Here is an 11,955-nt window from a genome sequence, read left to right as displayed (position 1 = left end):
AGGGTCGGCCGAGAGGCTCGACGGTACCCATTCCAGACCATGAGGCGCAGGCCAGTGGCACCCGATGCCGCCGGGTCCGCGTTCGCGCGACCGCGACGCCAGGACCCCGGCGTCGCGGCCTCGACTCGCGCAGGAGGCCCCCATGACCGACGACATGCCTGAGCCGTCCCCCGCTCCGGAACCTACCACCGACGATACCCGCGACCGAACGGTCGTTCCCCTGCTGCGGCCGCAGTTGAACCAGCCGCCTGTCCCGGCGGGCGAGGACGACGACCCCGGCCCGCGCGCCGCCTGAGCTAGGATTTGCGAGATGGATATGACGAGGAAGGCCGCCGGCGGCAGGAGCTTGCCGAAGATCAAGGTGACGGCGGAGGACCATGAGCGGTTGGCTGGGCTGGCGACGGCAGCCATGGACCGCATGCCGGAGGTGGCTGGCTACCTGGCGGACGAGCTCGACCGGGCGCAGGTCGTGCGGTCTGGAAAGGCCGCCGTCGGGTTCGTCCGGATGGGCTGCGAGGTCGAGTTCCGGGACGACACCACGGGCAAGGTCCAGGCGGTGACCCTCGTCTATCCCGGCGAGGCCGACATCGGCGAGGGCAGGATCTCGGTGCTGACGCCGGTCGGCGCGGCCCTGCTCGGCCTGGGCACGGGACAGTCGATCGACTGGGTGACGCGCACCGGCGCGGCGAAGCGCCTGACGGTGCTGGACGTGCGTGAGCCTGCCTTTGCCTGAACCGTATGCGAGGCCGCCGTGCCCGCAAACCGTCCTCTCCTGACGAGATCTCGATGTCCGTACCCGCCAGCTTTGAGGAACGACCGTCTCTGATCATCCCGATGACGGACCTGCGCTCGCTGCGCGCGGTGGTGGTCGCCGCGCGGCCGCCGCATCCGCGGGCGGAAGTGGCCGCCTGGCTGGCGGAGGAACTCGACCGCGCCACGGTGGTGCCTCCGGAGGCTGTACCGGCGAAGGTCGTGACCATGCACGCGCGGGTCGCGTACCGGGACGACGTCACCGACCACGTCGGGTGTGTGACGCTCGTCTATCCCGGCGAGGAGGATGCGGAGGTTCCGGCGGTCTCCGTCCTCTCGCCCGTCGGGGCCGCGCTCCTCGGCTTGTCTGAGGGGCAGTCGATCCGCTGGCGCACCGCATCGGGTGGATTACGGGGCCTGACCGCTGTGCGGGTCCTGTTCCAGCCCTACGAGGTCGCCGTGACGGGCGATCGCTTTCACGAGGCCGTCCGATTCCGGAGCCCGTAGTCCCGGTTGAGGCAGGCCCCCGGACCGGCCGGCCGTGGTCTCGACCGTGCGCCGCGCTCATTCAGGCTGGTGCACACGCCGCGTCCAGCTAGTAACTCAGCCTCCTCGTGCATGCCGTCGCCCGGAAGTGGCTGCTCCTAGATCATAAGCGGACAGTAAGCCGCGCAAGTTCGAAAGTCGTCTCCTGGCGCGTCTGAGACCTATGATCCGATCTGCGCCGATGTCCGTTTCTGAGATGCCGGAAGGCTACTGAATGGCCGATACTGAGCGCAAAACGGCACGTCGGCTTCAGCGAGCTTGATCACCGAAGCTGACGTGGCGCATGGGTCTTCAAGGCAGGTGAAGCGGCTTCTCGTTTCGGCGTGGACACGCTCTCGTATGCGGGGAGGAACGTCCAGCTCCTTTCGCAGCGTCCTTGCGCGCAGAGTGAGGAGACGATGACGAGAGGCATCGGCGGCGCGACCAACGTCCCTTTGCCGGTACTTGGTCCCCCAAAGAGCCGAGCATCAGCGATGGCCCAATGAGCGTCCAGTCATATGCGCGTAAATCCCGCGTAACTTCGGGAATGGCGGCAATGGCCGTTCGCAGATCTTCGGGCTTGAGCGTCTTCTTGTAGTTCCGTGAGTTCACGGTGGCGCCCTCATAGCCCATCATCGACTCGCGGATCGGATCGAGCACCAGCTTCCGGATCATCTCCGTATTGCCGAAATGCCGGAAGGAATGGAATGTCTTGTGCTCCTCACGGGCCGAGGGAACGGCTTCGTCCAGAACGACCGTCCAGCGCTTGTCGAACAGGTTCGACAAGGGCGTGTTCTCGCCAAACTGCGCGATCTCCGCGAAGATCAGATCGCTTCGTGCACCGGATCTGCCCCGCACATATTCCAGGAAGCCGAGGCGGATCAGCTCTGGATGGAGCGGCAGCGTCCGACGCGACACCGCGTTCTTGAGGCGCCGTCTGGGTGTCGGCCGGATCTTGAGCGTGGCCTGCTCCACATCGACGTCGCCGAGCTCGAGGTAGACCAGTTCGGACAGGCGCGCGCAGGTGTAGTAGCCCAGGAGCGGCAGCCAGTAGACGGCAGCGAAGATCTGCTGCCCCCGTGCGACCCGCAGCATATCCTCTTCCGAGGCCGTCGAGGTCCAAACGGGATGCGCGAACAGCGTCTCCACCTCGTCGACCTCAAAGGCCGGTCGCTTCTCTCCATCCCGTTCCGGGTCGATCAGCCGGAAGTCGCTCAGGAGCTCGACCTGCCCGATCGGGCGTTGCTTGGCGCGGCAGTACTTCGCGATCGTCGAGAGCTGGGTGATATGCCGGTTGACCGTCGCGGGACTGAGCCCAACCTTCTCGGCCTGACCCGCGGCCCTCATCGTTCGTCCACGCTCGACGAGATCTGCGATCGACAGATCCGCATCGCGTGAACTCTTGCCGTAGGATTTAGGCAGGTTCGAAAGGTTCTGGACGTAGGCAGCGAGATGCGCGTGCGTGATCCGCCGCAGGTCGTCGGTGCCGGCGATATCGCCCAGCATCGCCGCGACCGACCGATGCTGACGCTGGGTTTTCGCATCCCAGGTGGTGCCCTTGTGCGTGATGAGCTGTTCGACCACCTTAGTCAGCGAGTTCGTGACCGAACCGGAATCGGCTTCGCTTCCCTCACGCGCATCGTCCAGACCCGGTTGATCGACATCTGGGCTGTAATCGGTGGCGGCTGAAACGCGATCCTCCCCATCAAGCTCAGAAGCTCCAGACGATGGTCTTGCCGCTTCTTCCTGTGCGACGGGATCCGTTTTTAGAGGGTACGACGCAGGAATTGATGCCACGGGTGGATGGTTGCGGTCGGCCATGGGGTCTTGGTCGGGTGCCGGCTGGCCGACGGGCGCGGATTTGGGACTTGCCGGATCTGCATCGCTGCCCTCTGACTGAGGCGGCGTTGCCGGGGCCTGGACCTCGAAGTCGCCCCACTCGAAGCTGTCGGCCCCGTCGAACTCGGATGTGGCCCAGCCCAGCGTGCCACACGGCATCTCACCCCTGGCATGCGTCGCCGAGAGGTTGGCCCAGGCCTCCCGCGGATCGCGGCGAGCCTCGGCATAGGTCGTGGCGAACTCGCGCGAGACGTACCCCAAGACGGCCGCGAGGCCGCGCAGGCACTTTGTCAGTCCGGTTTCGGTCACGGGCTCGCCCATGCTGATCAGCATTGCCTGTAGATAGGCGCGAGGTGGCGTGAGCCGGCCGGTCTCGTCAGGACGTCCGAGATCGCGCAGGTAGCCGTTCACGATGCGGCGGCGGATCGCTCCGCGTTCCGTCAGGCTGAAGCCTTCCTGCTTCAGGCGCGCATCGAGTTCGCTGTCGTACCCCGCATCGAAACCGTCTTCGCCGGCGAGCGCCTGCAGACGCCCGAAGATGCGGTACTCTCGCGCACGCCTCTCCATCAGCGCCGGCCAGTCGCCGACGAGCGGATCACGCGGCGGATCGAGGTCGCGCCGCAGGCGCGTCAAGTGCGCGCTTCGCTCCCGGTCGACATAGGCGCGGAGATGGTCGTGGATCTGGCTGGTGGTGCGCCTGGCGGGATCGTCCCGAACGCGGAGGCTTTCCGCGTTGAGCGCCCAGCCGAGCGTGCGCGCACTGGATGGGTCGGTCGTGCCCAGGCTCAGAGCGACCGTGGCGGAACTCCCCTTAACAGAGGCACCAGTCGGTCGTGTCCGCTCATCGCAACGGAATCGCCTACGCCACCAGTATACCGCTCCGCGACGGTAGACGTTAGAACAAATCGTCAACGGCCTGCCCCTGTGGACAAGCGCGTGCAACAGCTCTGCGTACAATCGGCGCAGCCGCGGGAGCAGCTGAGCATGGATCGAAATTAGATCAATGACTTAGCTGAGGCTTGGCTGGGGCGCCAGGATTCTCAGCCCTACGCAGCAGGGTGCGACGGCAAGGGCTTGGACCCTCGATCGCCCGCCTCAGGCAGGGTTCGGACCTGCACAGTGGACCATCCGTGTGGACTTGGGTCAACGGCATGGCCTAGATGCCTCACAGCCTGACCCGGCCCGATCGCGCACCGGCGCCAACTCGTGAGATCCCGGACGCGAGCCAGGCGCCGGGACTGCATCAGCGGTCGGATCGCGCCATTTGGAGACCTTGAACTGTGGCTGGAAAGCTGACCTTGCGGGTCATGCTCGGTGAGATCGCAGCGCCGGCCGATGGGTCCGTCCCAGAATGGTGGTGCTCGACCCGTTCCTCAGATTTTGAAGCTCAGGTCAGACCTCGCCACCGGCCACCGCGATCGTCTGTCCCGTGATGGCGCTCGATGCCGCGCCGCACAGCCACGCGACCGCGTCGGCGACTTCCTCGGGGCGGACGAGGCGCCCTTGCGGGTTGTGGCGCACGAGCGAGGCCAGGGCCGCGTCGCGGTCCCGGCCGGTCGTTGCCACGATCCGCTCCAGGCTGTCGCCGACGATGTCGGTGTCGGTGAAGCCGGGGCAGACCGCGTTGACGGTGACGCCGCTGCGGGCGGTCTCCTGGGCGAGCGAGCGGACGAGGCCGACCACCGCGTGCTTGGCCGCGCAATAGGCCGAGACGTAGGGGTAGCCCTTCTGCCCGGCGGTCGAGGCGACCGCGACGATCCGGCCGAACCCCCGCGCCGACATGCCCGGCAGCACGGCTCGCGCGGCGTGGACGGTGCCGAACAGGTTCACGTCGAGCATCCGCTGGAACAGAGCCGGCTCGCTGCGGCCGAAGGGAGCAGACTCCGCCGCCCCGGCATTGGCCACGAGGATGTCGATGGGCGTGCGCGCGGCGATCTCCGCGAAGGCGCGGGCGACCGCCAGCCCGTCCGTCACGTCGAGGGCGAGCGCATGATGCGCGGCACCTTCGGTGACGGCCCGCCCCAGCGCCTCGGCATTGCGGCCGAGGATCGTCACGGTTGCCCCGTCGCGGACGAGGCGCTCGGCGATGGCGCGGCCGATGCCGCGGGCGCCACCGGTGACGACCGCGTGGCGAACGTTGTCCACAGCTCAGGCTCCGGGCCGGACGTAGCCGGGCAGGCTCGCATCCGTCACGTCGTCGAGGTTGACCACGATGTTCTCCGGCGTGCGCGCCGTCAGCCAGACGAGTTCGACGTCTCGGCTCATGTTCGCCTCCACGTGGGGCATGAAGGGTGGCACGAACACGAAGTCCCCCTCGCTCATGTCGATGTACTCGGCGTAGTCCGCGCCGAAATAGATCCGCGCCTGGCCTTTCAGCACGTAGCCGCCGGTCTCGGCCTCGCCGTGATGGTGCGGCAGCGAGCGGTAGCCCGGCTCGTTGCTGACCTTGCCGTACCAGATGCGCGTGGCGGGCGTGTGCTGCGGGCTGACGCCGGAGACGCGCACGGCGCCGCCGGACTGGCCCGTCCGGGTGTCCTCCTGGCCGGCACGGGTGACGATGGGTTTTACGTGATCGGACATGCGTATTTCCTCCGTTAGTGCGCATTCCGACGAAGTGGAAACCGGTTCGTCGCGAGAATGCGCGGCAAAACAAGAACCGAGAGACGCCGGCCTGATGCAATCAGGTCGGATACGGCTCTAGATGATCACAGAAGGCTGGTCTCAACGGCGACGCGGCGATAGGCGGCGCCCGCGGTGAAGCCGCCGTCAATCACGAAATCCTCCCCGGTGATGAAGCTCGCCTCCTCGCTCGCCAGGAAGCGGACGAGGCGAGCGACCTCGTCGGGCTCGCCCGCGCGACCCATCGGTGTCAGGCCGATCATCGGGGCGAGGTGTGGCGAGCCGGCGTTGAGGCCGGTCACGACGAGGCCGGGGCAGACCGCGTTGACGCGGATGCGGTCGGCCACGAGTTCCATCGCCGCGGTCTTGGTGAGCCCGCGCAGGCCCCACTTGCTCGCGGTGTAGGCCGGGTCGGCATGGCCCGAGAAGGCCGAGTTCGAGGCGATGTTGACGATGCTGCCGCCGCCCGCGTCGCGCATCGCGGGCGCGACCGCGCGGATGCCGAGGAAGGCGCCGGTGAGGTTGACGGCGAGCACCCGGTTCCAGGCGGTGAGATCGGTCGCCGCCACGCCGGTGCGGTTGATGATGCCGGCATTGTTGACGAGGATGTCGAGGCGCGAGCGCCACGCGAGCGCGCCCGCCACGAGCGCGTCCCAGCCCTCCGGCGCCGTGACGTCGGCGGCCTGGAAGCGAACCTCCAGCCCCTCGTCCCGAAGGCTCGTGGCATAGGTCTCGCCCACGTCGGCCAGCACGTCGCAGATCGTGACCGCGACGCCGGATTGCGCCAGCAGCCGCGCCTGCGCGGCGCCCTGGCCGCGGCTGCCGCCGGTGACGAGGGCGGCCTTGCCCCTGAGATCGGAAAAGGCGTCCATCTCACTCCACCTGGATCACGGCCTGATGCTGCTCGCCGAGCCCGTCGATGCCGAGCCGCATGGTCTGGCCGGGCCGCAGGAAGACCGGCGGCTTCTGGCCGAGGCCGACGCCGGGCGGGGTGCCGGTGGCGATCACGTCGCCCGGATGGAGGGTCATGAACCCGCTGATGTAGCTGATGAGTTCGGCGACGCCGAAGATCATTCGCGCGGTGGTGCCGGTCTGGCGGCGCACGCCGTCGACATCGAGCCAGAGGCCGAGGGCCTGCGGATCGGGCACCTCGTCCCGCGTCACCAGCCAGGGGCCGAGCGGGCCGAAGGTGTCGGCGCTCTTACCCTTGGTCCACTGGCCGCCGCGCTCGGACTGGAAGGCGCGCTCGGACACGTCGTTGACGACGCAGTAGCCGGCAACGTGATCCAGCGCCTCCGCCCGCGCGACGTGCTTGGCGCGGCGGCCGATGACGATGCCGAGTTCGACCTCCCAGTCGGTCTTCTGGGAGCCGCGCGGAATCTCGACAGCGTCGTTCGGGCCGCAGACGGCGCTCGTCGCCTTCATGAACAGCACCGGCTCGTCGGGGGCGGGCTTGCCGGTCTCGGCGGCGTGGTCGGCGTAGTTCAGGCCGACGCAGACGAATTTGCCGATGGCGCCGACGCAGGCGCCGATGCGGGGCGTGCCTTCCGCCAGCGGCAGGCGGGCGGGATCGAGGGCGCGCAGGCGCGCGAGGCTCTCGTCCGTGAGGAACGGCCCGGCGATGTCGGTCACGTGGTCGCGAAGGTCGCGGATGCGGCCCTCGGCGTCGAGGAGGCCGGGGCGCTCGGCACCGGGCTCTCCGTATCGCAGCAGCTTCATGCCGTGTCTCCGAGTGTCAGGTGAAGGCAGGGTATTGGGCCAGCCTCGGCCACAGGGCGGGGTCGTGCCCCGGCACCACGCGGGCCTGCGCCCGCTCGGCCACCGCGCGCAGCTTGGCGACGGAGCGCACCGCCTCGGTCACGGAGGTGACGGCGCCGGGCAGCGCCCGGTCCTCCCAGTGGTCCATCGTGTCGGCGGCATCGATCGCCAGCAGCGTCGCGCCGCGCGGGGTGCGCACGAGGAAGGATTGATGCCCGAAAGTGTGGCCAGGGGAGCGGATGCAGGTGATCACGCCGTCGCCGTAGAGATCGAAGAAATCGCCCCACGCCTCGTCGAGCAGGCACCAGTCGAGGCCCGGCCGGTCGAAATCGGCCCGAACGAAGGCGCCGGCGCAGAACCAGTCGGGCGCGAGCGCGTAGTCGAGCGCCGCGCGCTGGACGACGTGGCGGGCGTTCGGGAAGACGCCGATCGCGCCGGTATGGTCGAGATGGAGATGCGACAGCAGCACGGTGCGGACATCGGCCGGATCGAAGCCCGCCGCCCGCATCTGCGCCGCGCAATCCTGCCCCGGCGCGACGCGGGGCTCGAACACCTCCGCGACCGGTCCCCAATGCCCGCGCGGATCGGTGGAACAGACCGCCGGAAACCCGCCGTCGATCACCACGTGCCCGCGCGGATGCGTGACGAGGTACCACGGCACCGGAATCTCGAAGGGCTCGCCCAGGCCCTGGTTCAGGTAGATGTCCTGACGGCGGCAGCCGAGGCTGCCAGTCTGGAAGAGATGGAGGCGAATCTCGGACATCGTTCCTCCCGAACGGACGAGTCGTCTTTTGCTTCAAGATTGAAGCTTTCAACATAAGGCCGCCGCTGCGCCACGGTGTCAAGGGAAATTTCAAGCTTGAAGCTTGCCCCCGGTAGGAGCTTCGCCTAGGTTCCGTCGCAGCGGCGGGCGGCCCCGCGTTCGAGGACGAAGCCATGAGCGAGACATCGGTGCGGGACGCGGCGGACACCGAAAAAGCCCTGCCGCTGCTGCGCACCTTGACCCTGCCGTCGGAGGCGAATCTCAACGGCGGCGTGTTCGGCGGCTGGATCATGGCCGAACTCGACAAGGCCGCCGGCCTGCTCGGGATGCGGCGCGCGAAAGGCGCTTGCGCCACGGTCGCGGTCGAAAACCTGCGCTTCGTCGCGGCCTTGAAGGTCGGGGAGGAGTTCTCGGTCTACGGGCAGGTCGAGTCGGTCGGCCGCAGCTCGATGCGGCTCAAGCTCGACGGCTTCGCGGGCTCACCGGCCGGCGGGGAGCGGCGGCGCGTGGTCGAGGCGCTGTTCGTCTCGGTCGCACTCGATGAAGCGGGGCGGGCGCGGCCGGTGCCGTAACGGACGGTGCCCGGTGTCTGGTCCGGGCTTCACTCTGCTGACGGACGAGGGCTTGCTTGGAAGGAAGCCCGCCTTTCGAATGTTCAACAAGGTTTCACCTCGTTGAACATTCTATGCGCCCGCCCGCCGCCGGGCCGGTTCGCGAGGTTCGATCCGCCCCTGCGCCGAGCGCTTGAGCCGGGCGAGGCTGTCGGTCAAGGTCGCCGTCTCCTCGTCCGAGAGCCCGCCGAACAGCTCCTCGACCCAGCCGTGATGCGCCTCCGCCATGGTGCGGAAGGCGGCGCGGCCCGCATGCGTCAGGCGGATGATCTGGACGCGGCGGTCGGTCGGCGAGGGCTGGCGGGTGATGTAGCCGCTGACGAGGAGCTTCTCGACCACCGCGGTGACGTTGCCGGCCGAGACCATCAGGAGCTTGGAGGCCTCCCCGAGCACGAGCCCGTCCTCAGCCTTGTCGAGCTGGGCCAGCAGGTCGAAGCGCGGCAGGGTGAAGTCGAACTGCTCGCGCAGGCGCGAGCGAATCTCGTTCTCGATCAGCGTGGTGCAGGTGAGGAGGCGTAGCCACGCCCGCACCGCCGTGCGCGTGTCCCGCCCCCCGGTCGCCTCGTCACCTTCGACCGCCTCGCCCAAATCCAAGACCCCGGCCCGCTGAACGCTTCGGGCGTCATCAGCCCGATTTCGCGGGGCAACGCAAATGCGGGCGGCCACGCTCCCGTTCACGAGGCGACCGTGGCGGCTGGCGACCGCAGTTCGGCCCGGGTCTTGGGCCGCCCGCGCGCCTTGAGGTCTTCGAGGTCGGCCCGGTCGCGCACGGAATTGCGAAAAACCTGATCCTTGCCCGGCGCGTATTGCGGCGGGCAGTGGATGTCCTTCGCGCCGTACCAGGCGGCGGCCCGCAGGGTGAAGCCGGGGTCGGAGAGATGCGGGCGGCCGAGCGCCACGATATCGGCCCGGCCCGCCGCCAGGATGGTGTTGATCTGGTCCGGCGTCGTGATGTTGCCCACGCACATCGTCGCGGTGCCGGCCTCGTTGCGGATGCGCTCGGCGAACGGCGTCTGGAACATCCGGCCGTAGAGCGGGCGCGAGACCGTGGCGGTCTGGCCGGTGGAGACGTCGACGAGATCGACGCCGGCCTCGCGGAAGGCGCTCGCGATCGCAACCGAGTCCTCCGGCGTCAGACCGCCCTCGGCCCAGTCGGTCGCCGAGACGCGCACCGACATCGGCTTATGCGCCGGCCACGCCGCGCGCATCGCGATGAAGACCTCGAGGGGGAAGCGCAGGCGGTTCTCGATGTTGCCGCCATAGGCGTCGGTGCGGTGGTTGGTCAGCGGAGAGAGGAAGCTCGCCAGCAGGTAGCCGTGGGCGCAGTGCAGTTCCAGCATGTCGAAGCCGGCGCGCTCGGCCCGCTCCGTGGCCAGGACGAAGTCCGTGATTACCGTGTCCATGTCGGCACGATTCATTTCCCGTGGCACGGTGCTGTCGGGAAAGTACGGAAGGCTTGAGGCCGACATCACCTCCCAGCCGCCCGCTTCGAGCGGCCGGTCGATGCCCTCCCACATCAGCTTGGTCGCGCCTTTGCGCCCGGCATGGCCGAGCTGGAGGCAGAAATTCGTGGCCGATTGGGCGTGGACGAAGTCCACGATGCGGGCCCAGGCCGCCTCCTGTTCGTCGTTCCACAGCCCGGCGCAGCCCGGCGTGATGCGGGCGTCGCGCGCGACGCAGGTCATCTCGGTGAACATCAGGCCCGGCCCGCCGATGGCGCGGGAGCCGTAATGGACGAGGTGGAAGTCGTTCGGCACGCCGTCTTGCGCGGAATATAGGCACATCGGCGACATCGCCACGCGGTTGGGGACCACCATCTCGCGTAGGCGCAGCGGCTGGAACATCGGCGCGGCGGGCTCGTCGAGCGGCACGTCGAAGCCCTGCTTCCGGACGCCCTCGGCGAAGGCGCGGTCCATCCGCGCGACGAAGCCGGGCGCCCGCAGGCGCAGGTTGTCGTAGGTGATGGCCTTGGCCCGAGTCATCGCCCCGAAGGCGAACTGCACAGGCTCGAAATCGAGGTAGCGCGCCACGTGCTCGAACCAGACGAGCGAGACGTCGGCCGCGTGCTGGATCTTCTCCACCTCCTCGCGCCGCCCCTTCTCGAAACGGGTCAGCGCCGCCGGAACCTCGGCTTCGGCCACCAGCGCCTCGTAGAGGGCGATGGCGTCCTCCATGGCAAGCTTGGTGCCGGAGCCGATCGAGAAATGCGCGGTCGCCTTAGCGTCGCCCAGCAGAACCCGGTTGCCGCGCACCCAGCGGGCGTTGCGGATCATCGGGAATTGCCGCCAGATCGAGCGGTTGGTCAGCACCTCGTGCTCGCCGAGGAAGTCGGCGAAAACCTGGCACATGAAGGCGGCGGAGCCCGCCTCGTCGAGCCCACCCAGCCCCGCGCGCTCGAAGGTGTCCGGGTCGGTCTCGAACACCCAGGTCGACCGCCCGCGCTCGTACTGGTAGGCGTGGGCGATGAACGGGCCCCACTCGGTCTCGCGAAACAGGAACGTGAAGGCGTCGAGCGGCCTCGTCGAGCCCATCCAAACGAAGCGGTTCGGGCGCAGATCGACCGAGGTGCCGAAATGCTCGGAATGGCGCTGCCGGTAGGCGCTGTTGATGCCGTCGGCGACGACCACGAGGTCGTGGTCGTCGAAATCCTCCGCATCGACTTCCGTCTGAAAAATCATCTCGACGCCGAGCGCGCGGGCGCGCTCCTGAAGGATGGTGAGCAGCGTGGCGCGGGCGCAGCCGCAGAAACCGTTGCCGCCTATGCGGTGCACCTCGCCCTTCACGTGGATGGCGATGTCGTCCCAGTAGGCGAATTCTTCCGTGATGCGGGCGTAGCTCTCGGGGTCGTAGCGCTCGAAGATGTCGAGGGTGGCGTCCGAGAACACCACGCCGAAGCCGAACGTGTCGTCGGCCCGGTTGCGCTCGTAGACGGTGATCTGCGCGTCGGGAAACCGCTTCCTGACCAGGATGGAGAGGTAGAGCCCCGCTGGCCCGGCGCCGACGACGGCGATGCGCAGGGGCTTGCGGCTCGTCTCGTTCGGGCGAAGGCCGGAACCGTCGGCAACCGCGCTGGTGACATCTCCCATCGCA

12 protein-coding genes are annotated in these 11,955 nt (G+C 68.4%); 4 read left to right on the top strand and 8 right to left on the bottom strand.

What is annotated here, in order from left to right; all coding sequences use genetic code 11:
• The first annotated feature begins 142 nt into the window (after positions 1–142).
• Genes DK427_RS26825 through rnk (DK427_RS23615) form a run of 3 tightly spaced genes read left to right on the top strand, consistent with a single transcriptional unit; the run spans position 143 to position 1,257 of the window.
• Positions 143–295: a hypothetical protein gene (locus tag DK427_RS26825; RefSeq protein WP_204165228.1), complete on the top strand. Its 153-nt coding sequence runs from the start codon at positions 143–145 to the stop codon at positions 293–295.
• A 15-nt stretch (positions 296–310) separates the two neighbouring features.
• Entirely contained in the window at positions 311–733 is a 423-nt protein-coding gene (gene rnk / locus DK427_RS23620; RefSeq protein WP_425452501.1) for a nucleoside diphosphate kinase regulator, read from the top strand.
• A 5-nt stretch (positions 734–738) separates the two neighbouring features.
• The gene (gene rnk, locus DK427_RS23615) at positions 739–1,257 is read left to right on the top strand and encodes a nucleoside diphosphate kinase regulator (protein ID WP_425452500.1); all 519 of its coding nucleotides are present in this window, start codon (positions 739–741) and stop codon (positions 1,255–1,257) included.
• 330 nt (positions 1,258–1,587) lie between these two features.
• Here rnk (DK427_RS23615) and DK427_RS23610 read toward each other — a convergent pair whose 3' ends face one another.
• From DK427_RS23610 to attM, 6 genes are all read right to left on the bottom strand, one after another.
• Entirely contained in the window at positions 1,588–3,747 is a 2,160-nt protein-coding gene (locus DK427_RS23610) for a tyrosine-type recombinase/integrase (RefSeq protein ID WP_109953515.1), read from the bottom strand.
• A 759-nt stretch (positions 3,748–4,506) separates the two neighbouring features.
• Positions 4,507–5,259, bottom strand: coding sequence for an SDR family NAD(P)-dependent oxidoreductase (locus DK427_RS23605; RefSeq protein ID WP_109953514.1), 753 nt, complete (start codon positions 5,257–5,259; stop codon positions 4,507–4,509).
• A 3-nt stretch (positions 5,260–5,262) separates the two neighbouring features.
• Positions 5,263–5,694, bottom strand: a complete 432-nt coding sequence (locus DK427_RS23600) for a cupin domain-containing protein (RefSeq protein WP_109953513.1) — start codon at positions 5,692–5,694, stop codon at positions 5,263–5,265.
• A gap of 125 nt (positions 5,695–5,819) precedes the next feature.
• A complete protein-coding gene (locus DK427_RS23595; RefSeq protein WP_109953512.1) occupies positions 5,820–6,605 on the bottom strand; it encodes an SDR family NAD(P)-dependent oxidoreductase in 786 nt (261 codons plus the stop codon).
• A 1-nt stretch (position 6,606) separates the two neighbouring features.
• Positions 6,607–7,452, bottom strand: a complete 846-nt coding sequence (locus DK427_RS23590; RefSeq protein WP_109953511.1) for a fumarylacetoacetate hydrolase family protein — start codon at positions 7,450–7,452, stop codon at positions 6,607–6,609.
• 16 nt (positions 7,453–7,468) lie between these two features.
• Positions 7,469–8,254: an AttM family quorum-quenching N-acyl homoserine lactonase gene (gene attM, locus DK427_RS23585; RefSeq protein WP_109953510.1), complete on the bottom strand. Its 786-nt coding sequence runs from the start codon at positions 8,252–8,254 to the stop codon at positions 7,469–7,471.
• A 173-nt stretch (positions 8,255–8,427) separates the two neighbouring features.
• Between attM and DK427_RS23580 the strand changes: the two genes are divergently transcribed.
• Positions 8,428–8,826 carry an acyl-CoA thioesterase gene (locus tag DK427_RS23580; RefSeq protein ID WP_245930686.1) on the top strand — a complete coding sequence of 133 codons (399 nt, stop codon included), beginning with the start codon at positions 8,428–8,430 and terminating at the stop codon, positions 8,824–8,826.
• Positions 8,827–8,937: 111 nt separating this feature from the next.
• On the opposite strand, the gene DK427_RS23575 is transcribed toward DK427_RS23580, so the two are convergent.
• Together DK427_RS23575 and DK427_RS23570 are read right to left on the bottom strand one after the other, a co-directional pair.
• Positions 8,938–9,453 carry a MarR family winged helix-turn-helix transcriptional regulator gene (locus DK427_RS23575; protein ID WP_245931098.1) on the bottom strand — a complete coding sequence of 172 codons (516 nt, stop codon included), beginning with the start codon at positions 9,451–9,453 and terminating at the stop codon, positions 8,938–8,940.
• A gap of 86 nt (positions 9,454–9,539) precedes the next feature.
• The gene (locus tag DK427_RS23570) at positions 9,540–11,882 is read right to left on the bottom strand and encodes a bifunctional salicylyl-CoA 5-hydroxylase/oxidoreductase (RefSeq protein ID WP_109954343.1); all 2,343 of its coding nucleotides are present in this window, start codon (positions 11,880–11,882) and stop codon (positions 9,540–9,542) included.
• Positions 11,883–11,955 lie beyond the last annotated feature (73 nt).

It is taken from the genome of Methylobacterium radiodurans, assembly GCF_003173735.1.
GTDB classification, from domain to species: Bacteria; Pseudomonadota; Alphaproteobacteria; order Rhizobiales; family Beijerinckiaceae; genus Methylobacterium; species Methylobacterium radiodurans.
The sequence above is the reverse complement of the archived record's forward strand: the minus strand, read 5'-3'. Positions and strand labels throughout refer to the sequence as shown.

Bases quoted from the DNA above. Each gene is read 5' to 3' on its own strand.
- DK427_RS26825 (WP_204165228.1), top strand. From the start codon at position 143: ATGACCGACGACATGCCTGAGCCGTCCCCCGCTCCGGAACCTACCACC.
- rnk (WP_425452501.1), top strand. From the start codon at position 311: ATGGATATGACGAGGAAGGCCGCCGGCGGCAGGAGCTTGCCGAAGATC.
- rnk (WP_425452500.1), top strand. From the start codon at position 739: ATGCGAGGCCGCCGTGCCCGCAAACCGTCCTCTCCTGACGAGATCTCG.
- DK427_RS23600 (WP_109953513.1), bottom strand. From the start codon at position 5,694: ATGTCCGATCACGTAAAACCCATCGTCACCCGTGCCGGCCAGGAGGAC.
- DK427_RS23595 (WP_109953512.1), bottom strand. From the start codon at position 6,605: ATGGACGCCTTTTCCGATCTCAGGGGCAAGGCCGCCCTCGTCACCGGC.
- DK427_RS23590 (WP_109953511.1), bottom strand. From the start codon at position 7,452: ATGAAGCTGCTGCGATACGGAGAGCCCGGTGCCGAGCGCCCCGGCCTC.
- attM (WP_109953510.1), bottom strand. From the start codon at position 8,254: ATGTCCGAGATTCGCCTCCATCTCTTCCAGACTGGCAGCCTCGGCTGC.
- DK427_RS23580 (WP_245930686.1), top strand. From the start codon at position 8,428: ATGAGCGAGACATCGGTGCGGGACGCGGCGGACACCGAAAAAGCCCTG.